18 protein-coding genes are annotated in these 23,527 nt (G+C 63.2%); 9 read left to right on the top strand and 9 right to left on the bottom strand.

Features of this window, described 5'->3' with window-relative positions; all coding sequences use genetic code 11:
* The first annotated feature begins 2 nt into the window (after positions 1–2).
* From VMA74_RS21610 to VMA74_RS08390, 5 genes are all read left to right on the top strand, one after another.
* Positions 3–248 carry a LytTR family DNA-binding domain-containing protein gene (locus VMA74_RS21610; protein ID WP_414649581.1) on the top strand — a complete coding sequence of 82 codons (246 nt, stop codon included), beginning with the start codon at positions 3–5 and terminating at the stop codon, positions 246–248.
* A gap of 109 nt (positions 249–357) precedes the next feature.
* Positions 358–1,191: a cyclase family protein gene (locus tag VMA74_RS08405; RefSeq protein WP_325366186.1), complete on the top strand. Its 834-nt coding sequence runs from the start codon at positions 358–360 to the stop codon at positions 1,189–1,191.
* A gap of 107 nt (positions 1,192–1,298) precedes the next feature.
* A complete protein-coding gene (locus VMA74_RS08400) occupies positions 1,299–2,345 on the top strand; it encodes a sulfotransferase (protein ID WP_325366185.1) in 1,047 nt (348 codons plus the stop codon).
* A gap of 257 nt (positions 2,346–2,602) precedes the next feature.
* Positions 2,603–4,318 (top strand): S53 family peptidase, encoded by a 1,716-nt coding sequence (locus VMA74_RS08395; protein WP_325366184.1) that lies wholly within the window; start codon positions 2,603–2,605, stop codon positions 4,316–4,318.
* 124 nt (positions 4,319–4,442) lie between these two features.
* The gene (locus VMA74_RS08390; protein ID WP_325366183.1) at positions 4,443–7,214 is read left to right on the top strand and encodes a TIM-barrel domain-containing protein; all 2,772 of its coding nucleotides are present in this window, start codon (positions 4,443–4,445) and stop codon (positions 7,212–7,214) included.
* Between the two features lie 121 nt (positions 7,215–7,335).
* Here VMA74_RS08390 and VMA74_RS08385 read toward each other — a convergent pair whose 3' ends face one another.
* The 7 genes from VMA74_RS08385 to VMA74_RS08355 form a co-directional block, all read right to left on the bottom strand.
* On the bottom strand, positions 7,336–8,574 hold the full coding sequence (locus VMA74_RS08385; RefSeq protein ID WP_325366182.1) for an MFS transporter: 1,239 nt from the start codon (positions 8,572–8,574) through the stop codon (positions 7,336–7,338).
* Between the two features lie 2 nt (positions 8,575–8,576).
* Complete coding sequence (locus tag VMA74_RS08380; RefSeq protein WP_325366181.1) at positions 8,577–8,894, bottom strand: hypothetical protein; 318 nt, start codon at positions 8,892–8,894, stop codon at positions 8,577–8,579.
* A gap of 70 nt (positions 8,895–8,964) precedes the next feature.
* Entirely contained in the window at positions 8,965–9,405 is a 441-nt protein-coding gene (locus tag VMA74_RS08375) for a MarR family winged helix-turn-helix transcriptional regulator (RefSeq protein WP_325366180.1), read from the bottom strand.
* A 171-nt stretch (positions 9,406–9,576) separates the two neighbouring features.
* Positions 9,577–11,415 (bottom strand): aspartyl protease family protein, encoded by a 1,839-nt coding sequence (locus VMA74_RS08370; RefSeq protein WP_325366179.1) that lies wholly within the window; start codon positions 11,413–11,415, stop codon positions 9,577–9,579.
* Positions 11,416–11,602: 187 nt separating this feature from the next.
* Entirely contained in the window at positions 11,603–12,289 is a 687-nt protein-coding gene (locus VMA74_RS08365) for an AraC family transcriptional regulator (protein WP_325366178.1), read from the bottom strand.
* A 135-nt stretch (positions 12,290–12,424) separates the two neighbouring features.
* Entirely contained in the window at positions 12,425–13,732 is a 1,308-nt protein-coding gene (locus tag VMA74_RS08360) for a diguanylate cyclase (RefSeq protein ID WP_325366177.1), read from the bottom strand.
* Positions 13,733–14,063: 331 nt separating this feature from the next.
* Positions 14,064–14,729, bottom strand: a complete 666-nt coding sequence (locus tag VMA74_RS08355; RefSeq protein WP_325366176.1) for a response regulator transcription factor — start codon at positions 14,727–14,729, stop codon at positions 14,064–14,066.
* A gap of 163 nt (positions 14,730–14,892) precedes the next feature.
* Here VMA74_RS08355 and VMA74_RS08350 point away from each other — a divergent pair, with 163 nt between their 5' ends.
* From VMA74_RS08350 to VMA74_RS08335, 4 genes are all read left to right on the top strand, one after another.
* Positions 14,893–17,406, top strand: coding sequence for an ATP-binding protein (locus VMA74_RS08350; RefSeq protein ID WP_325366175.1), 2,514 nt, complete (start codon positions 14,893–14,895; stop codon positions 17,404–17,406).
* Positions 17,407–17,687: 281 nt separating this feature from the next.
* The gene (locus VMA74_RS08345; protein ID WP_325366174.1) at positions 17,688–19,271 is read left to right on the top strand and encodes a FecR family protein; all 1,584 of its coding nucleotides are present in this window, start codon (positions 17,688–17,690) and stop codon (positions 19,269–19,271) included.
* A gap of 154 nt (positions 19,272–19,425) precedes the next feature.
* The gene (locus VMA74_RS08340) at positions 19,426–20,574 is read left to right on the top strand and encodes a CHASE2 domain-containing protein (protein ID WP_325366173.1); all 1,149 of its coding nucleotides are present in this window, start codon (positions 19,426–19,428) and stop codon (positions 20,572–20,574) included.
* A gap of 136 nt (positions 20,575–20,710) precedes the next feature.
* Positions 20,711–21,343: a DUF4142 domain-containing protein gene (locus tag VMA74_RS08335; protein WP_325366172.1), complete on the top strand. Its 633-nt coding sequence runs from the start codon at positions 20,711–20,713 to the stop codon at positions 21,341–21,343.
* 61 nt (positions 21,344–21,404) lie between these two features.
* Here VMA74_RS08335 and VMA74_RS08330 read toward each other — a convergent pair whose 3' ends face one another.
* Complete coding sequence (locus tag VMA74_RS08330; protein ID WP_325366171.1) at positions 21,405–22,835, bottom strand: HAMP domain-containing sensor histidine kinase; 1,431 nt, start codon at positions 22,833–22,835, stop codon at positions 21,405–21,407.
* Positions 22,835–23,521, bottom strand: coding sequence for a response regulator transcription factor (locus VMA74_RS08325; protein ID WP_325366170.1), 687 nt, complete (start codon positions 23,519–23,521; stop codon positions 22,835–22,837). Before VMA74_RS08325 ends, VMA74_RS08330 begins: the two co-directional genes overlap by 1 nt.
* Positions 23,522–23,527 lie beyond the last annotated feature (6 nt).

Here is a 23,527-nt window from a genome sequence, read left to right as displayed (position 1 = left end):
ACGTGGCCTTGCACGTAGGCCAGGCGCGCGTCATTCATCGCGCGGCCCTCGGTGAACTGGTCGGACGGCTCGATCCACGCCGCTTTGTGCGTGTTCATCGCTCCACCGTCGTCAACATCGACAGCATTCTGCATCTGGAACCGGCCACGCACGGGGAATTCGATCTCGTCTTGCGCGGCGGCCAGCGTGTCCATGTCAGCCGCACATTTCGACCATTGCTCGAGGCCCGGCTTGGGCAGTCGCTGTAGGGTCCAACGCATAGTTCAGCTAAGCGACGACGCCCCACTGTCCGGCCGCAATACAAAATGCAGAACGATCCGCGTACGCTTGATGCCAGGTCCGCCAGGAGGTTCGCACGTGATCCATCGCATGATTACCGCCATCGCGTTTTCTTTGCTTAGCATGAGCGTCGCGGCCCAGGCAAACCCGGGCAGCGCTCACGCCAACCAGGCCACCGAGCTTCTCGCCATCATCCATGACAGCAAGCTCGTCGATCTGACGCATGCATTCAGTGCAAGCACACCGGTCTGGAGCGGCTTCGGCCAAGCCAGCATCACGCCCGCTAAAGATCCCAAGACCGGCCAGCCTTATACCATCGCCAAGGATGGCTTCAGGGCCAACTACTTTTCGATGGTCGGCCAGTATGGTACGCATGTCGATCCGCCGGCGCACTTCGATGCCCATGGGGCCACGATCGACGCCATTCCGTTGAACCAGATGATTTTGCCTTTGGTGGTTTTCGACATCACCGGTTTGCTGCATGACGACCCCGATCATGCATTGAGCGTCAACGACATTCTCGATTGGGAAAAACTGCATGGCCGCGTTCCATCCGGCTCATTCGCGGCCTTGCGCACCGACATGTCCAAGGATTGGGATAGCAATCCTGCGCGCTTCAAGCGTTCGCCCTTCCCGGCCTGGTCGCTGGCGGCGGTGAAATTTTTGATCGAGCAACGCGGCGTGGTGGCGATCGGTCATGAGTCGCTCGATACCGACACCACGCCCGGCATGGATTCGGAAACCTGGTTGCTACGGCACGGCCATTACCAGATTGAAGCGATGGCCCATCTCGACCAGGTGCCCGCGACGGGTGCGGTACTTATCGCAATGTGGCCCAAGGTAAAAGACGGCGATGGCTTTCCTGCCCGCGTGATGGCCGTGATGCCGGCGGCGATTGCACAAGCGCATTGAAACCATGCAAGCAGGCCGGGAGGCAAGCCTGCCTGCGACCGGCGGCCGGCCCACCGCCATGTTCGGCTACGCTGCGCCCATCCAAACCTACGGATAGCCACCACGCCATGGCAACGTCGCCGCAAACGCCTCTGTTCATCGTCAGCACAGGACGCTCCGGCTCGACGATGCTGTCTGATCTGCTTTCGCTGCACCCAGACGTTCTGAGTCTCTCCGAGTTGTTCAACGCGCTGCATCCGCTTGGCTTCCAGAAAGATCCCGTTGACGGTCCTGCGTTCTGGTCCGTGTTGAGCCAGCCGCGTCCCCGTCATACGGCGTGGCTGCGCCTGCTGGAGCGCGGCCTGGTGATCGACGAGTTTCGCTATCCCGTCGCCGCCGCGCTGCGTTTTCGTGACACAGGCATACCACCGCTGTTGGCCATGACGCTGCCGACACTCACCCAAGATCCTGACGCTTTGCATGAAGCCTTGGGCGTATTCGTGCAATCCTTGCCGGAAGATCGCGTTCATCAGCAGTACTTGCGGGTTTTCCAGTGGCTGTGCACACGCCTTGGCCGTCGAATCTGGTGCGAGCGCTCCGGCGCTTCGCTTGGCCTGGTCCAACCGTTGTCGCACTTCTTTGCTGGTGCGAAGTTCATCCACGTTTTTCGGGACGGTCGCGAGTTTGCCGTGTCGGCACACCGTTTCCCGCTGATGCGGATGGGCATGATCAGCGCTATGTTCAAGCGCAGGTTCGGTTCGGCTCCCTATCTCACCCCTACGTACGAGGCGCCCGAAGACCTGCCGCCGACATGGCGCGGGCTTGTCCCCGAGAGCTTCGACATCGACGTATTTCAAAACTTTGCGCTGCCGCTTGAACCCATTGGTACGGCCTGGTCCGAGATGATCGCCGTCGGCCTGGGCATGCTGGAAAAACTGCCCGCCGGAAAGGTCCTGCACGTACGCTACGAATCGATCCTTGATGCGCCGCACGCCCAACTGCAGCGCATTGTCCGGTTCATGGACCCAGGCTTGGATGATCCGCAATGGCTTGCCCAAGCGGCGGCCCGGGTGCGCAAGAATCCACCGAACTGGGTGAACTTGCCCATCGATGAGCGCAGGCGTCTTGAATCAGCCTGCGCGCCCGGCATGGCACTGCTTCGCGGCCTTCCGTGAACCATCGGCTGCCGCCACATATTGTGCATGCCGCACGCTCTGTGATCTGCGGCACAAATCCACGTCAGACCGCTGCCTCCTACGTATAGAAGTGTAAAGAGGCCGCATCGTTCACCTGAAAACGACAAATACCGCCCTAACCTCCGCCGGCCATTCGGCACCCCTGGGGAGGGGAGTACAGGGAACCGTACGTCTTCTAGCATTCCTCGATTCTTTCTTTCGCTGTCACTGACTACTTAACTTTGAGGAGTAGATTCATGACCAGACAAGATTCGATTGGAACACGCAGAACCAAAGGACTTTTTTCTGCACGCAAGACCTGCGCACTGGCGCTGGCCATTGCCATGGCATTCGGTGCGAGTGCGGCGGCGAATGCCGGCCAGGTGTACACGCATCACGTGCGCGATGTCGTAAGCAGCAATACGGCGCAGCTGGTGGGCAGTCTTCCCGCCAGCAAGCTCATGAGCCTGGATGTGGTGCTGCCGGTACGTGATCAGGCAGGCCTGGATAACTTCCTGGCGCAAGTTTCCAATCCGATGAGCCTGAACTATCACAACTACCTGACGCCGACGGAATTCACCGCGCGCTTCGGCCCGACGCAAAACGACTACGACACCGTCGTGCAATACCTCAAGCAGCATGGACTGGTGGTAGCGGGTGGCAGCCGCGATCGCATGGACATCCAGGTGATCGGCCCGGTGTCGGCGGTCGAATCGGCCTTCAACGTGAAGATGCGCACGTATCGGCATCCCACCGAGAACCGCATTTTCTACAGCCCGGATCGCGAGCCGACCACGTCGCTGGCGATCCCGCTGTGGCACGTTTCGGGCCTGGACAATTACTCGCTGCCGCATCCGCTGTTCGTCAAGAAGAGTGACTATGCAGCTGCCCATGGCATCAGCCCGGACGCGGTCGTGAGCCATGCCACCACCGGTTCCGGCCCCAGTGCTTCGTTCCTGGGCAGCGATATGCGCGCAGCCTACTATCACGGCGGCACGCTGACGGGTACCGGGGAGAGCGTCGGCCTGTGGGAGTTCTACGGCATCAACACGTCTGATGTCGCGTTGTACTACTCGACGGCAAAGCAGACCAATCCCAACAACCTGCGCGTACTCTCCACCGACGGCAGCTCGACCGGATGCAGCGGCAGCTGCTCGGACATCGAGCAGACGCTGGACGTGACGCAAGCGCAAGGCATGGCGCCGGGCCTGAGCAATGTACTGATGTACGTCGGTTCCACCGATACGGCCATCATCAGCGCCATGACCGTGACCACGGACGGCTATGCGCCACCTGCCACGATCGGTTGCTCATGGGGCTGGACGCCGGCCGATCCGTCCACGCTCAATCCCTATTGGGAGAAGATGGCCGCGCAGGGACAGAGCTTCTTTGCCGCATCCGGCGACAGCTCGACCTGGTCGTCGCGCAATGAAGCATGGCCGGCCGATGCGGCGTATGTGATCGGCGTCGGTGGCACCGACCTGACCACTAGCGGCGCAGCGGGTCCATGGGCAACCGAGACGGCGTGGGTGGATAGCGGAGGCGGCATTTCGCCCGACAAGATCGCCATCCCTTCGTGGCAGACGCCCGCGATCAATTCCAGCAACAAGGGCTCCACCAAGTACCGCAACGGGCCCGACGTTTCGGCCAACGCCAACTTCACCTTCATGGCGTGCGGCAACGGCAGCTGCACGTATAACGAGTACGGCGGCACCAGCTTTGCAGCGCCAATGTGGGCAGGCTTCGTTGCCCTGGTCGACCAGTCGTTGGCCAGCCACAGCGCATCGAACCTGGGCTTCTTCCTACCCACCATCTACAGCAACAACATCAACAGCAGCAGCATCTACGCGGCGACGTTCCATGACATCACCAGTGGCAAGTCCGGCAGCTATTCGGCTGTGAAGGGCTATGACCTGGTGACGGGTTGGGGCAGTCCGGTCGGCTCGGGCTTCATGTCGCAATACGGTCAATAAGCAGCTCGTAGGCAAGCAACGGAACGGAGGTCATGCGTGGCCTCCGTTCTTTTTATCGCGCAGCAGGCTCCAAGCTCCACCACAAGGCGAGTATAAATGCGAGGTCTTCCCCCAGAGACCCCGCATGAACGTGTTCCGCCGCATGCTCTTCATCGCGTTGGCCGGCTTGGTATCGGCCCCGCTCATTTCTCATGCACGGACGCCGGACACCACCACGATCGTGGCTGGCAACGCGCGTTTCGAGTTTCTCACGCCTTCGCTGGTGCGCATGGAATATGCGGCTGACGGCCATTTTGTGGATGTGCCGACCGCGGTAGTGCAAAGGCGCGATTGGCCGGCGGTGAACGTCCAATCTTCCAAGGAGAACGGCTGGCTGGTGGTGCGCACCAGCAGCATGAGCTTGCGCTATCGGATGGATGGCGGCGCTTTCACCGCAGATGACTTGCAGGTGACCTGGGCCAATCCCAAGGGCGCACCGCATACCTGGCATCCCGGCCAGGTGGACACGCAGAACCTCGGCGGCCTCACCTACTCGCTCGATCACGTCAGTGGCAGCAACCTGACCAAGGACGACACCCAAAGTCCGGTCAACGACATCATTCCTGGCATCGACATTCCGTTGCAACCGGCCAAGCCGGGCTTGCTCAGCCGCAGCGGCTACGCCTTCATCGACGACAGCCAGACGCCGCTGTGGGACGAAAAAACGGCGTGGATCACGCCGCGCCCCACGCCTTACGGGCAGGACTGGTATCTGTTCACGTACAACCAGGACTACCAGCACGTGTTGCAGGCCTATGCCCAGCTTTGCGGCGGTATTCCGATGATTCCTCGTTACGTGCTGGGCAACTGGGTCACCAATTTCAACTTCGAGTATTTCCCGGATACGGCCGATGCGCACACGCCGGAGTTCGAGCGGTACAACCAGCAGTATCTGGAAGAGGAACTGTCGCGCCTGCGCGAGAACCACATCCCGTTCGACACGCTGGTACTGGACTTTGCCTGGCACAACTATGGCTGGCAGGGCGGCTATGACTGGAGCCCGCTGATCTCGCAGCCCACGCAGTTCCTGCAATGGCTGCACGATCGCGGCATCAAGCTCAGCCTCAACGATCATCCCGGTTACGCAGGCACCAAGGAAAACATTCTTTCCTATCGCGACAGCCACACCCCCGAGGTACTGAAGGATTTGCACCGGCCGCTGCCGCCGAAGCCCTCGTTCGACCTGGATGTTTCGCACGGCTGGACCTTCGCACCGGATCCGCACGACCAAGGCTTGAACCAGCATTGGTTTGCCGCCGACTACAACGACCACGCGTGGAAGCCGATCCGCACCGATCAAGCGTGGAACAGGCAAGGCTATCCGGATGACCAGGGCATCGGCTGGTATCGCACATCGGTGTCGTTACCGGCCAGGCTGCCGGATGCCTTGTACTTGTATCTGGGCGAAGTGGGGCAGACATATCGCCTCTTCGTCAACGGCAAGGAGGTGGATCACAGCCATGTGCAGTGGCCGCGGCGTCTTACGTATGCGGACATCAGGCCGTACGTCCACCCTGGTCGGCCCAATGCGATCGCCTTGCGCGTGGTGGCCGGTGAACAGGGCGGCGGCATCTTTCGCGGGCCGGTTGCGATTCGGGACGTCACGCCACCGCCACGTATCGCTTTCGATCTTTCCAACCAGCGGCAGGCGGACGTGTTCATGCGCGACCTGCATGGGCCGCTGATGCAGGCGGGCGTAAGTTCGTGGTGGGTGGATGGCGGCGGCGGCGCCACCGATATGCCAGGGCTCAACCCGCAGTTGTGGACCAACAAGGTGTTCTACGACTTTGCGCAACAATTCACCGGCCAGCGCGCGTTTATGCTTGGCCGTTACGGTGATTGGGGCAGCGAGCGTTATCCCGGCTTCTTTACCGGCGATACGTATTCGGAGTGGCCGGTGCTGGCCTATGAAGTGGCCTTTACCGCACGCGGCGGCAACGTGCTGGTGCCGTACATCAGCCACGACATCGGCGGCTTCCATGGCGCGAAGATCGATTTCGACCTTTATGCGCGCTGGATCGAGTTCGGCGCATTCAGCCCGATCCTGCGCATGCACAGCGCGCACGCCAACCCGCACGAAGGCAACGTGCGCATGCCGTGGGTCTATGGCGACAAGGGCATTGCGCTGATGCGCAAATTCTTCACCCTGCGCACCCAGCTGATTCCCTACATCTACACGTACACCTGGCAGGCGCATACATTGTCGCTGCCCCTGCTGCGTCCCTTGTACCTGCAATACCCACAGCTGGACGAAGCCTATCGGCACTCCAAGGAATATTTCTTCGGCGACGAAATGCTGGTGGCGCCGGTGCTCGATGCCAGCGGCAATCGCACGGTCTACCTGCCGCCCGGCGAATGGATCGATTTCTTCAGCGGCAAACATTACGACGGCGGCAAATCGTTTACCGCGCACTACGATGTCGACCAGATACCAGTGTTCGTACGTGACGGCTCGATCGTTCCCGAACAGGAGCCCAGTGATTATTCGGATGCCAAGGCGCTGGATACGCTGATCGTCAACGTATACGGCTCAGGCGGAGGACGTTTCGACCTGTACGAGGATGATGGCGTGTCGCTCGACTATGCGAAAGGCCGTTATGCCGTCACGCCGATGCGCTATGACAGCAAATCGGATGGATCGCATGAACTGACCGTGGCACCGGCAAAAGGGACGTACAACGGCCAGCCAGCGGAGCGCGCGTATGAAGTGCGGATTCATGCGATCGGCAAGCCGCAATCGGTGCGCGTGGATGGCAAGGCGACGACGGCGTGGCGTTGGGATGACAAGGATGCGATGGCCATTGTTACGGTACCGCGGGAGACTATTCGTGAAGCGGTGAGCGTCACTTGGCGGTAGGTATCGTGGGGTTGGGGCAAATCATTCTGAGCAGCATCGACGTGCCCTTAAGTTCAATGGCACTAACTAAGAACCTTGGTGTGTACCGTGATCTGCCCCCTCGAACAGAAGAGGAAACAGATCACCGCATGCTTACGCGCAACCGCCCCGCATCGATTCGCACGCGCAAGGCATGATGTTTCACCAGATAACGCGTTCCCACCAACGCCGCCGCCAAACCTGCCGCCGCGCCTACGCCCAGCGACCAGCGCGGCCCGAACGTATCCGCCACCCAGCCGACGATCGGCGCACCCAGCGGCGTACCTCCTAACGCAATCGCGAGCAGGATCGCCACCACGCGGCCGCGCATGGCCGGTTCGGTGGCCAACTGCACCAGGCTGTTGGTGGAGGTGGTGAAGGTTTGGGCGGCGACGCCGATCGCCACCAACATCACGGCGAACAGCCAATCGTTGGGCGATAGCGCCGCCAGCAACAGCCCGGTGCCGAACAGTGCTGCCGCCGCGATCAGCAGCGGCACGCTCGGTCTTGCCCGCCGCGCCGCCAGCAGCGCACCTATCACGGTGCCGACCGCCATGCTGGAGGTGAGCAGGCCATAACGGCTGGCGCCAGCATGGAACACCTTCACCGACATGGTGGAAATGAAGATCGGAAAATTAAGCCCGAAGGTGCCGAACAAAAACAGCATCAACAGCACCGCGCGCAGGTCCGGCCGATGCCATACGTAGCGAAAGCCGCCGGTAAGACTGCCGCGCGTGCGCTGCGCCCAATCCTTCACGTGCAATGCCTCGCGCCGCAGCAGGCTCAACGAGCACAGCACGGCCACAAAAGATGCCGCGTTCAGCACGAATACCCAGCCGGTGCCCACCGCGGCAATCAACAGACCAGCCACGGCTGGCCCGATCATGCGCCCGGCATTGAACGAGGTGGAATTGAGCGCCACGGCGTTGGCAAGATCGTCCTCGGTCACCAGCTCCGAGATGAAGGTCTGCCGCGCCGGCGCATCGAAGGCCGTGACGCAGCCCAGCGCCAGTGCGAAGGCGTATACCTGCCACAGCTTGACCACGCCAGTCACCGTGAGCAGACCCAGTCCCAGCGCCAACAAACCCATCAGGCCCTGCGTCGCAAACAGCAGCTTGCGGCGGTTGAGGTGGTCGGCGGCATAACCGGTCAGCGGCAAAAACAGGATTTGCGGGCCGAACTGCAGCGCCATCACCACGCCGACCGCCGAGGCGGCGTGGTGCGTGAGTTGCGTCAGCACCAGCCAGTCCTGGCCGATGCGCTGCATCCACGTGCCCACGTTGGATACCAGCGCGCCGGCCGACCACACGCGGTAGTTATAGCCGCGCAGGGAGCGGAACATGCTCACACGTTGCCACCGTTGAAGCGCCCGAAAAGACGGGCATTCAGCAACGTCAGCATGAGTGCACCCAAACCGGCCACGCTGATGTCCGGCGCATGCCGTAGCTCGAAGTCGCCAACCTGGCAGATCAGCAGGTAGCCGATCACTGCATTGAAGAAGCCCCACAGCACGTTGACGGTGGCCGATGAAAGCCCCTGCCCCGGCGGCTTGGCGAAGGGACTTTGGAAAGCCCGGCCCATGCCGCCGCTGACGATATGCGGCACGGCGTTGAGCAGGAACGCGCCACCGAAGAAGTAAGCCACATGGTGAAGCCATTGCATGACGGGTGCTCCGTGACGTGGGACAACCAACGCACGCGCCAGCATGCCGCCGGCGTGCACGGAAAAATCATCAAGGCTCGACCAGCCGCTGCAGCAACTCGACCGCTGCGGCGAGCCTTTTCTGTTCGGCCGGCGAAAGCCGTATCTGGATGGTGTGGAACAACCAGTCTTCCCGCGCCGCGCGGCTGGCCTTGATCCAGGCGCGCGCTTTCGGCGTCAGCGAAAGAATGGTGCGGCGGCCATCGGTGGGATGCGGTGCCCCCTTTAGCAAGCCGGCCGTTTCCAGCGACGCCACGGTGGCGCCCATGGATTGCTGGCGCACGCCTTCGAGTTCAGCCAGCTCGGTGACGGTTTTGGAGCCTTCGCGCTCCAGGTGACCCAGCACTGCCACTTGCGACCCGCTGAGCCCGCGCGAACCGGTTTCCTCCCGCAAGCGGCGCTTCAGCTTGCCCAGCACCACGCGCAGCGCGGCGGCGGTGGCCATGACGGTATCGGAGGCGGATGGTGGCATGGCGCGCAGTCTAGATAATAGGAAGGTAAACTGCAAAGGTTATCTTCCTATTTTCCCCGGCCGCGAGACGCTGCCCTTAGGCAGCAACGAAATACCAGCCTCGATCCGCACCATGGCGGTACGGGGCTTGCATTGCAGCCTACGGCGACGCCAATCCAGCTGGCGCGGCGATCAGATCAGGTCGCGCAAGATCAGCTTCACCGTCTTGGCAACGCCTGCGCGACGGATGGCCAAGGTCACCGTGGTGCCGGGCGGATCATTGCGCAAGCGCTCGCGCAGCTCGTACAGCCGCAACGACTGCACCGGCGTGTTATCTACGGCGGTGATGACATCGCCCACGTGCAGTCCCGCGAGATCTGCCGGCGTGCCTTTGCTGATATCGACGATCTGGAATCCCTGGGCGGACTGGTTGATCCACATGCCGGAGCGGTCGAAGGTGTCCAGATCGGCAACCTTGCCTTCGATCGGCTTCAAATAGATCAGCTGATGCGCATAGTCGAGCGTTACCACGAAGCGCTTCAGCAGCCCGCCGCCTACGTTGTTCGGGAACGCATCCACGCCACCGGCGCCGCCTTTGTCGATGCTGAATTCCGTCAAGGGTGAGGCGATTTTTACGCCATCCAGCACCAGTTCCTTGCCGTGGAAAACATAACCATGCGAAGGGCCGCCGACACCCCAGCCGGTCAGTGCCTCGATGCCGTGTGGTTCGCGTTCGCGCAAATGGTTTTGCGTGGCGAACGGTCGCGTCAGCGATAGTGTGTCGCGCGCGCCGGTATCGATGCCGAATCGCCCCGCTATGCCGTCGTAGGAGCCCAGCACTTCGGGGAATTGGCCAAAGAAGCGAAAGTGTACCGGCGTGCCGGCATCTTTCGGATCGAAGTAGCGCTTGTCGATAAAGGTAAGCAGATGTTTGCCGTAGTCGATGCGCGTGACGAAGCGGGCGAAGAACTCGTAGCCGATCATGCCTTGTTCGTCGACGCCTTCGGAGGCGGTGGAGAACTGTAATACGGTAACCGGTTGCCGGCTGAGCGTGGCAGCACCGACGCGTATCGTCTCCACTCGGGCCAGTCCGCTTTGCGCCGTTTTGTCGCCGTCGCCGGTGGCGGTCTGGCTGCCTACTGCCTTGATGCCCAGCAACTTGGCGGTAGCCGGCGTAAGAATGTCGTGGCCGCCGGTATCGAAGATGAAGTTCAGCGGCTTGCTGCCGTTGATCGACACCGGCGCGTAGATGTGGTTGTTGATCAGCTGGAACGGCACCGTGGTTTCGTGCGCGCCGCCAGCCAATGAATAGTCGTGCAGTTCGACCTTCGGCTTGGCATAGGCGGCCGCATCGCGGGGCGGCAGGAAGCGGGCCGAGCGCAACGTGTAACGCTGTTGATTGGCAGCGCCGCTGCCATCGTCCACCACCCATTGGTGCGCAAGCTGTACACCATCGACGGCCGCATAGTCCTGGTAGTCGGTGGTCACCGTCAGCGTGACTTGTTGCTCCACCGTGCGCGCGAGCAGATGCGTGCGTGCGTCGAACCAGGCTTCGAACGGTTTGCCGCCAGGCGGTGTCACGGTGAGCACTTCGTAATCGCGCTGGCCGACATGTCTGGCTTGTGGCGCCGAGATGCGCGCGCCACCGCGGTCGGCGCGCCACCACAGGTTTCGATCACGGTATGACTCGTTGACGGCCAATTGCCGGGTATCGCCGCCGCCTTGCCAAGCGACCGTGCCGGATGGTTCGCGCACCCAGGCCTGTTTGCCGTCATGGCCGTTGGCGCCACTGACGGGGCCGGTCTGGTAGCTATCGACGAAAGCGCCGCTGCGCAGATCCTGCAGCGACGAGGCGCTGCCGGTGAGACCTTGTCCAACGTATGCGTAGTCGCTTTGCAGTGTGGCCTTGTTGTTCCAGGCGTCGCCACCGCTGGCCAAGCGGTTGGCAGCAAGGACGTCTGCGGCGGAATCGGTGGCGTGAAGAGGGGCGAACGCAGCCACAACGGCAAGAGCGATAGCGAGACGGCGCATGCAGACTCCATAAGCAGGACGTGAAGCGGATCGGCGCGATGCGCTTTCCGGCAGGAGTCAGCTTAGGGCGTGTCCTCTGCGCTGTCTTGAATCCAGTTGATGCAGGTTGCGTAGGTTGGTCGCGGGCCCAACCCCAACGGCGTGATGTGGATGGCAATGTTGGGGTTCGCTTGCGCTCACCGCCAACCTACGACACGCGCAAGGTGCGCGGCATGTGTCCGGTCAGTGCTTTCACGGCGCGGCTCATATGTGCCTGGTCCGCATAACCGAGCGTTGCCGCAATATCCGCCAGTGGCTGCCGCGATTCGCGTATGCGTGTGAATGCCGCGCGGGCGCGTACCGCGGCACGGAACGCCTTGGGTGAGCTGCCATAGGCCAACTGGAAGCCGCGGCTCACCGTTTCCGGGCGCAGCCCATGCACATCCGCCCAATGCTGCAGTGAAAGTCCCGGATCGTTGCGCAAGTCTTCCGCGAGCAGGTCGGGCCAATCCAGGTGCCGCTGTTCGCAGGCCTGCATGTCGCCGGCCAGGGCAAACCAGGCATCGCGCGGCGAGTGTCGCGCCATGCGAACCAATGCGTCGGGGTCGGTGACGCGGCCAAACAGCGGTACCGCGAAGTCGGAGGCAATCGGCAAGATCAGCACCTGCGCCCCGCGGCTGCAGAAGCAATCCAGATGCGATTCGTAGGCATGATGCACCAGCACGTCGCCCGGACCGACCGTGCGCCGCCCTTCGTCGCCCGCCTCCAGATAACCGCCTTCCAGTACGACGGTGGCAAATGCGCTGTCATGGCAATGCCGCGCCAACCGCTGGTTGGCGCCGTGCTGCTGGCGGCCGAGCGGGGCTTGGGCAAAGGTGTTGCAGCAGGCAAGCATGGGCGAAGGGTTTCCGTACCGGCGAAGCAGGGCCGGATCGGATCAGCCTAGCCTGGATGCCGTCGCCGATCCTGTGCAGCTCGTCATTCCCCCATCAGCTCGCAGGGATGAAACCAATGCGTGGCACCAAGCGAATCAGGGCATCCCTAGCTCGGCGGTCGACATGCCGTACACGGTATTGCGGCCGGAGAGCTTGGCGGTATACAGCGCGCGATCAGCCGCCTGCAGCAAGCTGTCGCTGATTTCTTCCACGCCATGGCCATGGCCATGCGGCACGTGCTCCAGGTTGGCCGCGCCGATACTCAGGGTGAGCTTGCCGTAACGGCTTTGCGCGTGCGGCATGTCCAGCGCGCCGATTGCATGCAGGATCGTACCGGCCACTTTCAACGCGCCGATCGCGTCGGTGCCGGGCAGAACCGCAATGAATTCCTCGCCGCCGTAGCGGCCCACCACGTCGCCATAGCGATGCAATGCCTTGCGCAATTCCGCCGCAACGATGCGCAGGCAATCGTCACCGCGCAGATGGCCGTAGTGATCGTTGTACTTCTTGAAGTAATCCACGTCGATCATCAGCACCGACAACGGATGCTCGCTGCGCATGGCGCGCCGTACTTCGTCGGCCAGCACCTCGTCGACGCGGCGGCGATTGGGCAGGCCGGTGAGGTGGTCGTTGTTGGCGTAGTACTCGAGCTGGCGGTTGATGTCGGCCAGCTTCTGCTCGGCCAGCTTGCGGTCGGTGATGTCGGTGAGCGCGGCGGTGATGCCGATCACCTGGCCCATCAGGTTGCGCACGGGATTGGCCAGCACCTGGTAGTGCTTGCCGTGGTGCTCGATTTCTTGCGCCGGCACATCCTGGCCGGCCTCCAGCAACTTGAGGCTGCGGCGTATCTGCTGGCCGGCGCCGGGCAGCAGTTCGGCCACTTTGCGCCCGACCAGCGTATCGGCCGGCACGCCATGGATCGCGGCATAGGCGGCGTTGGCGGCCAGGTAGCGGCCGTCGCGGCCGATCAGGCACAGTGCGCTGGGCGCGGTGTCGTAGATGGCCATCATGCGGTACACGTTTTCGGCGTGCGTAAGATCCATCACGCCATGCGCGATGCCGCGATAACCTGAGAAATCGCCGTGTTCGTCCTTGAGCGCCAGCGCATCGGATTCGAGCGCCACGGTGCTGCCGTCCGCATGCAGGTGGCGGCTGATGGCGCAGGAGAAGGCCTTGGGGCGGGAGGCGAAAAAGCGCCGCACGCGAATCGCCTCGGTCGGCGCCATGAAGGCGTTCACCGGCGCGCCGAGCACGTCCTGCCGTTCGCGGCCGAGCAGTTCGAGCAAACCCTCGGCCACTTTGGTGACGCGGTGGCTTTCGTCGATCTCCCACTGCCACTGCGGGTGCGAGTGGATCACTGCGTGCAGCCGGTCGAGCGCTGCCCCTTGCATATCCTTGAACATGGCCGATACCTCACGCCGTTCCTGTGGAACAGGAAATCCCGGCAGGCAGTACTCACAGGGGGTAATGCATGCCTGCCGCCGGCGTTAACTCGCCGACACACACCCATCCATGAACGTGCGGGAAATCTTGAACGCCATCTCGATGGCGTTGCTTTACAGGCGGAAAGGATGCTCGGCGGGGGTGGGGTGGCTGTATCGGACGATTCCTAAAATGCTGCCGTCGGCATGGCATGGCCTGGATGCCGAGGTTTCATCCGGCTCTATGCGCTTTCGGGATGCTTCCCCTCCCCTGCGAAGTAGGGGAGGGAGCAGTTCCTGCGTGGATCAGGCGCTAAAGCAAGCCATACGTGCGCGCGTATTCGAACAACTGCGTATTGCTGGTGATGCCCAGCTTGCGCATGGCGTCATTCTTCTGCTGGCTGACCGTCTTCACGCTGCGGTGCAATTGCTCGGCGATCTGCGTGACCGACAAGCCTTGGGCATAGAGCCGCACCACTTCGGCTTCGCGCTGGGACAGCACGGCCGGGTCGGCAGCGTGCTCGGAGCGTTCCGCGGGCGACCAGTCGAGCACGTGCTCGCGCATGGACTCGCATATGTAAGTGCGCCCATTCATCACGGCGCCGATCGCCAATTGCAGCTCTTTCATCATCGCGACCTTGGCCACCAGCCCGTTCACCTCGGCCGCGAGCATGCCGCGCGTAAGGGCGGCATTGTGGACCATGGTCAACACGATGATCGGCAGCCTGGGATGCTCGCGGCGCAGGCGCTTGAGCAAGGGCAGGCCGTCGCCGGAGCCTTCCTCGTAGGGCATCGAGAAATCGGTGATCAGCAGGTCGCAGGGTTCGCTCGCCAGCAAGGCCAGCAGCTCGCGGCCATTGCTCGCCTCACCGACCACTCGCATGCCGCTGCGCTCATTCAGCAGCGCGCGGATGCCAAGCGTCACGACGGGGTGATCGTCGGCAACGACGATCCGGGTTATCTCACCATTCGGGGGCATAGCCAGGGATGCTCTGATTCCCACATCGACGGCATGTCCAGCCGCCATAAGTAGGATTCTACCGAAGAATGCGCAATCCCTTCCCCATCCGACATGGCATGATGCGCCAAGCCGCTATCCGGACCGGCTATCCCAGGGACCCGATCTTTCTCAGCACGCCGCCGTGACCCTAGCCCTATTCCTCAGCGACGCGGCCACCGGCTGGTTCGATACCGGCCCGATTGGCATGGCGGTGGTGGTGCTCGCCGCCCTGCTCAGCCTGACCGCCCTGCTCGCGCTGGCGGTGTTGCGCATGCTGTTTCTGCAACGGGAAAAACTGGCCGAAGCGGAGCGCACGCTCAAACAACAGGCCGCGATGGTCGACGAGTACCGCCTGATCGAACAGCGCGCACGCGCCACCGAACAAAGCCTGCGCGACATCACCCAGCGCATCCCGGTGGTGGTGTTCGCCGTACGCCGCGGCGACGATCACCGGCAGCGACTGGCCTTTATCGCCGGCAACCTGCGCGCGCTGTTCGGGCTGGAACAAGCCGATCTGCTGGAACAGGACGACATCCTGCGCGACTGGCCGTTCCACGACAGCATCCACCCGGAAGATGCACCAGCAATGCGCCGCCTGCTGCAGCGCGCGACGCGCCATCGCGGCACCGTCACCCTGGATTTCCGAGCCTACGGCGCGGAAGGCTTGCGCTGGATTCATCTAGTGATGGGCACGCGCCAGCTGTCCGATCACCCGTTGGAATGGATCGGCTACTTCATCGACACCACCAGCATCAACGCGCACAACCAGACCTTGCTGGCCGCGCGCGACGCCGCCGAGCGCGCGTCCAAGGCCAAGGCCGACTTCCTCGCCACCATGAGCCACGAGATCCGCACGCCGATGAACGGCGTGATCGGCATGCTCGAACTGCTCGGCCGCACGCCCTTGAATGACGAACAGCACGAACTGGTGCATGCCGTGGAAGATTCCGCCGGCGTGCTGCTGCAGGTGCTCAACGACGTGCTGGATTTCTCGAAGCTGGAAGCCGGCAACGTGCGCCTGGACGATGCGCCGTTCGACCTGCGCACGCTGATCGACAACGTGGCCGGCATGATGACCGGCGCCGCGCATAAAAAAGGCCTGGCCATCGAGGTCGGCACGGATGCCTCGCTGGCCGGCAAACTGCTGGGCGACAGCGTGCGCATCCGGCAAGTGCTGATGAACCTGCTGAACAACGCAGTGAAGTTCACCGAGCGCGGCAGCGTCGCCGTGGGCCTGCGCGTGGTGGGCGACGATGGCCACGCGCAGCGCGTGCGCATCAGCGTCAGCGATACCGGCATCGGCATCGCCGCGGACAAGCAGGCCAACCTGTTCACGCCGTTCTCGCAGGCCGAATCATGGACCACGCGCCGTTACGGCGGCACCGGGCTGGGCCTGGCGATCTGCCGGCACCTGCTGCAGCTGATGGGCGGCAGCATCGAACTCAGCAGCCGGCTGGGCGAAGGCACCAAGGTGACGCTGGAGCTGCGCCTGCCGGTGGCACAGCGCGAGGTGGAGCGCCCGGCCGAACTGGCGGGCCGGCATGCGATCGTGCGGCTCGCCTCGGCCGACACCGCCAATGCGCTCGCCGCCCATCTCACCGCGCTCGGCCTGACGGTGGAGCAGATACCGCCAACGCAACCGATGCGCCGCGGGGCCGCGGCCAACCTGCTCTTTATCGACCACTACGACCAGCAAAGCGCCGCGCTGATCGCCGCACAAGCGATCCTGGTCGACGCCCATGCGAACGGCACCAGCGGTCCACGCGACGAACGCCTATGGCTCAACGCCAATCCGCTGAAATGGCAGTCGGTGGCGCGCGTTTGCATGCAGACGTTGAAGCCGCCGTCTTCGCGCGAGATGGCAGGGCCCGTAACGCCGGTGGTGGATGCGCCACCGGCGGCCGGCCGCATTCTGGTGGCGGAAGACCACCCGATCAGCCAGTCGCTGATCCGCCGCCAGCTTGGCCTGCTGGGTTGGCATTGCGACGTGGTGGGCGACGGCCACGCCGCGCTGGATGCCTTGCGCCGGCACGACTACGCCATGCTGCTCACCGACTGCCAGATGCCGCTGATGAACGGCTACGAGCTGGCCATGGCGTGGCGCCAGCACGAAGCATCCGGCCAACGCGCCCGCCTGCCGGTGATCGCCATGACCGCCAACGCGCTCGACGGCGAAATCGAGCGCTGCCGCGAAGCAGGCATGGATGATTACCTGAGCAAGCCCGTGCAATTGCGCCCGCTGGAAGAAAAACTGCGCAGGTGGGCGCCGCGCGCCGCGGCGGTGACGCCAGCCACGGAGGGCGCGTCGTTCGACGACGTCTTCAACGAACCGGGCATGGAAGACCTGCGCGCGGAAATGCTGCAGGCGATGCTGCGCACCAGCGGCCCGGATCTCGCCAAACTGGAACAGGCCATCGCCACCGGCGACAGCGCGCAGGCGCAACGCAGCCTGCATCGGATGCTGGGAGCGCTGCAGCTTTTTACGAATGGGCCGGTGATTGCGCAAGGACGCGCGCTGATGGCGTCGCTCGACGGCGATGTATCCGGCCAGGCGTTGCAGCAATTGCCGAGTTATCTCGAAAGCTTGCGAGTGGCCCTATCAGGACTGGCGGCAAACACCCATGCCGCCGATGACCTCGCCCTTCCGCGGTCTTGAACAAAGCACGTTGGTGGTGAGCGCAAGCGGTGCAAGTAATCGCAAGTATCGTTCCTACACGCAGCAGCGTGCCTCGAAGAACTGGCACCCCGCCCCCACATCCCTCACAATTCCCCCACCATTCGGCGCTACGGCAAGCTTAGGACCAAGCTTGCACGCGGTTGTCGGCCCATGACGAACAGGGGGCGTCTTGATGGTTCTCAGGGGGAACGATGCATCCTTCCCGTAACAACTGGTTGGCGCGGTTAGCCGCGCTGCTTTTGCTTGTCTCGATCACACCCATGCTTTGCGCTGCCGACTGGACCTATCGGGTCCGGCCGCAGGACAACATCTGGGATCTTGCCAGCCGTTATCTCAAACCCGACGTGCGCTGGCAGACCTTGCAGGCCTACAACAAGGTGGCCGATCCGTATCACTTGCCGCCGGGCATGACGCTGCGCGTGCCGATCGCCTGGCTGCGCGTGCAGCCAGCGGATGCAACGGTGGTGGCGGTGATGGGCAGTGCGCACGTGCAACGGCCCGGCGAGGCGCAGCCGGAGAACGTGGCGCCGGGCATGACGCTCGGCTACGGCACGCACTTGAGCACCGATGCCAACGCCAGCCTTACCCTGCAGTTTGCCGACGGCTCGCGCGTACTGATGGAAGAAAACAGCGCACTGGACCTGGATCAGATGAGCGCTTACGGCCGCACCGGCATGGTCGATACGCGCCTGCGCCTGCAGCACGGCCGCGTCACCAACGCGGTGACACCGATGACCGGCGTGGGCGCGCATTTCAGCGTGGAAACGCCGGGAACGATTTCCAGCGTACGCGGCACGCATTTCCGCGTGACGGCCGACCAAGGCCAATCGCGTACCGAAGTGCTGACCGGCCGCGTGGATGTGGGTGGCGATCATGCGCACGTGCTGGTGCCGAAGGAACACGGCGTGGCCGTGAGCGATGGCGCCAAGCCTACGCAGGCACAACCGCTGCTGCCGGCGCCGGCGCTGCAGTGCCCCGCGCAGGCCATCCGCAAACTGCCGTTCGCGCTGGCCTGGACACCGCTCGCTGGCGCCGCTCGCTATCGCGTGCAACTGGCGGCGAACGACAAGTTCGAGGCGTTGCTGCTCGATCACGTCACCCGCTCCGCCCAGCTCAGCCTGCCCGACGTGCCGGACGGCGATTACGCCGTGCGCGTGCGCGGCATCGAGGCGCAACAACTGGAAGGCGAAGACGCGGTGTGCACGTTGCACCTCAACGCCCATCCGCAGCCGCCGCTGGTGATCGATCCACTACCCGGCAGCAAGGTGCGCGACACCCGCCCACGCTTCCACTGGTCGGAAAGCCTGGAAGCCGCGTCGTACATATGGCAGCTCGCCAACGATGCGTCCTTCGCGCAACCGCTGGCCAGCGAAACGCAGCTCACCGGCGACAACGTCCGCGCCCCCAACGCATTGCCGTATGGACGCTATTACTGGCGCATCGCCACCCGCGACAAACACGGCAAGACCGGCCCCTTCACCGACGCCATGCCGTTCGACCTGGTGCCGCAGCCGCCGGCGCCGGAAGTGGGCAAGCCCACCTCATCGAAGAACGCCGTGAGCCTCGGCTGGCCAGCCGGCACGCCGGGACAGCGTTATCACATCCAGCTCGACCGCCATCCCGACTTTGCCCATCCGCAGATCGACCAGACAGTCGATCAGCCTGTGCTGCAGGCCAAGAAGCCCGGTTCGGGCACGTGGTACGTGCGCGTGCAGACGATCGATACTGACGGTTATGCCGGGCCATGGGGCGCGGTGCAGAAGATTCGGCTGGGCGGTTGCCTGGCGTGCCGGATTGGTGCGATTGCCGTCGGTGGCGGGGTGGTGTTGTGGTTGTTGCTGTAGGAGCACTCAAGCGCGAAGCAGGCATCTATGTCATCGCGATAAACGGTTCCCTCCCCCACTGACGCAGGGGAGGGAGTCCGATCACCGCGGACGTCACGCTTGTCAGCTTGACACTCTAGAAATCTGTCTAAAGGCATATCTCCGAAGCACGTGAATGCCCGCATCTAACAACACCACCGCCTTCAGCTGGCTCGTCCGCGGCATGCTCTGGATGGCCGGCGCCGGCCTGCTCATGCTGCTGATCATCAGCGGCGTCACCGTGCCGCTGGACAACGCGCTTTACGATCTCAACGCACGTTACTGGCGCTACACGCCGGACGACCACGTCGTGATCGTGGCGATCGATCCCAAGAGCCTGGATGAAATCGGCCGCTTCCCCTGGCCACGCTCCGTGTATGCGCCACTGATCGATCGCCTCACCGCCGACGGCGTGCGCGGCATCGGCATGGACGTCACCATGTCCACGCCATCCAACGATCCGAGCAACGACGAACAGGTTGCCGCCGCCATTCGCCGCAGCGGCAAGGTGGTGCTGCCGGTGTTCGCCGAAGCCGTCTCGCTGGGGGGCCAGCTGCAGGAAGCGTTGCCGGTCAGCAACATCGCGCAGAGCGTGGCCGCGCTGGGCCATGTGGATGCCGCCAAAGACAATGACGAACGGGTGCGCGGCGCGTACCTGAAAGCCGGACTGGGCAGCCCTTACTGGCCTTCGCTAGCGTTGGCGCTGCTGCAGGTGAGCCACGCCGCGCCCCGCGGCGACCTGCCCGGCCTGCACGATCCCATGCGCAACGACAGTTCGCCTTATGTATGGATGCGCGACGACTACGTGCTGCTGCGTTACGCCGGGCCCCGCGGCACCTTCGGGTACTGGTCGTACGTCGACGTGCTCGACAATCGCGTGCCGGCGAACCTGCTCAAGGATCGCTGGGTGCTGATCGGCGCCACCGCCGAAGGCCTGGGCGACTTTCTGCAAACCCCCGACTCGACCATGCCGGGCGTGGAATACCAGGCAAACGTGTTGGAATCGCTGGAGCGCGGCATGCTGGTCACGCCGCTCGATTTTCTGCGCCAGTTCGCCTTGGCCGCCGCCCTGCTGACGGTTCCTTTGCTGCTCTACGGATTGCCGGGCATCGGGCGGAACTGGCCGCTGCTGCTGATCAGCATGACGCTGGTGCTGGCGGCAAGCATCATCCTGCTGCGCGGGTACTACCTGTGGTGGCCGCCAGTGAGCTGCCTGCTGGTGATCGCGGTGGCGTTCATCGCCTGGCAGTTGTTAATGCGTCATCGCCGTGCGGTACACGCGTAAAGCAACTTGCTGAAGAAAACCGCGCTCGTTAGTGCGATCACCGATTCGTCTGACAAATTCTAAACACCTTTTGAACTAACCGAAGTCCACATTAGGAACCGTAAGGGGCACAGCTCGACCATAAAGGCGATACGTCATGCGCGTTGCAGGTTTCTCCCGGTTCGTTCCCGTTTCCTTCGTGCTGCTATGCCTGACACTGGGAGCGGGACTCGCGCAGGCCGCCGATACCACCCAGCCGTTGACTGCCGACGAGCAGGCCTTTCTCAACCGCGCCGTGAACGAGAACGCTACCCAGATCGCCATGGCGAAAATGGCGCTGGCCAAATCCGCCAACCCGCGCGTGATCGAACTGGCCAACACCATCATTCAGGAACGCACCTCGCTGGATGCACGCATGGCGCAACTGCTGCCGGGCGCCGATGCCAAGCCAGCGGCCGGCGACAACCCGGCCATCGACCGCATGCAGGCGCTCGACGGCGATGCGTTCGACAAGACCTTCGCCAGTTCGGTCGTGCGCAGCCATTGCCGCGCCATCTCCGCCTACGAGGCGATGAAAGTCACCTCCACCAATCCCGCACTGAAAGATTTTGCGCACGACGCCATCCCAGCGTTGCGCGGGAACCTGACGGTCGCAATGGCCGTACTGCGTTCCTCCGGCTCCGGTTGGGCTCCGCATCATCAGCACGCAGTGGCGGTCGCCGATACGCACGGCGGCTCGAAAGCACCGCTGTTCTGGGAGCCGATTTCCCTGGTGGCGGCGCCATGGTAAGCCACCGCTGATTAGCCTGACATTGAAACCGCCGCATGGAAACATCGCGGCGGTTTTGTCTTCATGCCTTGGAAAACCGGATGGTGAAGAGCGTCCCGGGCGTGGTGCGTTCCGCCACCAACTGCCATCCGTGCGCCAGCACGATCTCCTTGCAGATGGCCAGGCCCAGCCCGCAGCCTTCGGCCCTGTTGTCCGGCGCGCGCCAGAACCGGCTGAAGATGAAAGGCAGATGCGCTTCATCGATCCCAGGGCCTTCGTCGCGCACCGAGATCGAGGATGCGTCGGCCATGATCGCCACGGTGGAACCACGCGGCGCAAACGCCAGCGCATTCTCGAGCAGGTTCTTCAGCAGGATGAACAAGCCGCCTTCGTCCGCCCGGATCTGCTTGCCGGGGGCGCGCAGGCTGGTTTCTATCGTCACGCGTCGCGCCGCGGCACTGCGTGCCAGGTGAGTGGCGACGTCGCGCACTACATGCTCCAGATCGATCTGCGAAAACTCGTAGCTTTGCAGCACGCTCACTTCCATCAGATGCAGCAGCTGGCGCACCTGCCGCGACATCCTGTCGACGTCGTGCAGGATCTGATGGGTGGCCGGCGACGCCGGCTGCAGTTCGACCTCGCCGCGGATCAGGGTCAACGGTGTCTGCAATTCATGCGCAGCGGCGGCAAGAAAGGTCTGCTGCGCAAGATAACCCTCTTCCAACCGGGCCAATGCATCGTTGAACGAGGCAACCAGCGGTCGCATCTCGCTGGGGATGCTTTGCAATGACAGCCGCGTCGTCAGGTTTTGCGGCGTGATGCCGGCCGCCGCCTGCGAGACTGCGCGGATCGGTTTCACCAACCGCCGCAGCGTCACCAGCATGGTGGCGCCGAAGACCAGCGCGGCAACCAGGAAACTGATCCCGACGGCTTTCGGCATCGTCCCGCGCTTGATCCGGATCAGCGCCGTGTCAAACGCCTCACTGGTGACTACCTGAAGGAAATAAGGCTTGCGAGCGCCGGGAATCGGCACGGTTTCCACATAAAAGATCCGGCCGCCGCTTTCGAACCGGCAGCGCGGCGTGTTCATCCAGTCGCCCTCATGCGGCACGGAAACGATCATCGGCATCGACGACAGCAGGGCGTTACCGAATTCGTCGTCGACCTGGTACCCCGTATCCTGCGCAAACGCCGAGCGAAACTTTTGGATGTCCGGCGTTATCGTCAGCGACATGGGACGTCCCTGGACGTCGAATTGCACGGACTTGGCCAGACGGTGTGCTACGCCTTCGATGTCCTCGCTCGCAAACACCTCGGCGGGATAATGCGCGAAAACATAGCCGATGCCCGTCAGCACGACGGCGAGACTCAGCGCCAGGGCCAGCAGGCACGTCGCCAGCAACCGCGAGGAAAGGCTATCGAACAAAGCGCGGCGGACTGGCGCCGCCGTTTCGTTCGCGTAGGCTTGTTGCGCATCGGGCGGCATCGTCATGGCGTTGGCGGTTTGGTTCATCAGGATTCCACCGATGTCTTCTGCAGTTGATAACCGATGCCGCGCACATTCACGATCCTGATGCCGGCGTCGATGGCGAACAGTTTCTTGCGCAAGCGATGCAATGCGACGTCGAGTGCGTTGGGCGTGACCTCGTCATGCAGCCCCCAGGCGGCGTGCTCCAGCTGCGCGTGCCGCACGACTTTTCCGCCCGCCGATACCATGCGCAGCATGATCTGCAGCTCCGAGGGCGACAGCGATACCCATTCGCCCTTGCACTGCATGTGGGCGCGTTCCGGATCGACCGACAGCCCGGAAAAATCCGGCGTAAGTGTCGCCATCGCGGAAGGACGCCGCATCAGGGATCGGACCCGCGCCACCAGCTCCTCCATGGAAAAGGGTTTGGTCAAATAGTCGTCGGCCCCACTTTCGAGCCCTTCAACGCGATCGTGGATAGCGTCCCTGGCGGTGAGCATCAGGCACGGCATGGTTGAGCCGCTGGCGCGCAGCCGGCGCAATAATTTGATGCCATCGCCGTCCGGCAAACCGCGATCCAGCAACAGCAGCGCAAATTCGTATCGCTCCAGCGCAAACAGCGCGGCCGCGGCAGCGGGGAAGATGTCTGTCTCGATGCCGCTACGCGAAAGCGCCGCCTTGATCATGCCGGCAAGGCGTTCATGGTCTTCCACTAGCGCTACGCGGTGCATGCCATC

This window comes from Dyella sp. (genome assembly GCF_035508675.1).
Lineage (GTDB): Bacteria > Pseudomonadota > Gammaproteobacteria > Xanthomonadales > Rhodanobacteraceae > Dyella_B.
Note: the sequence above shows the minus strand (reverse complement) of the source record. Positions and strands in the feature narration are given on the sequence as shown.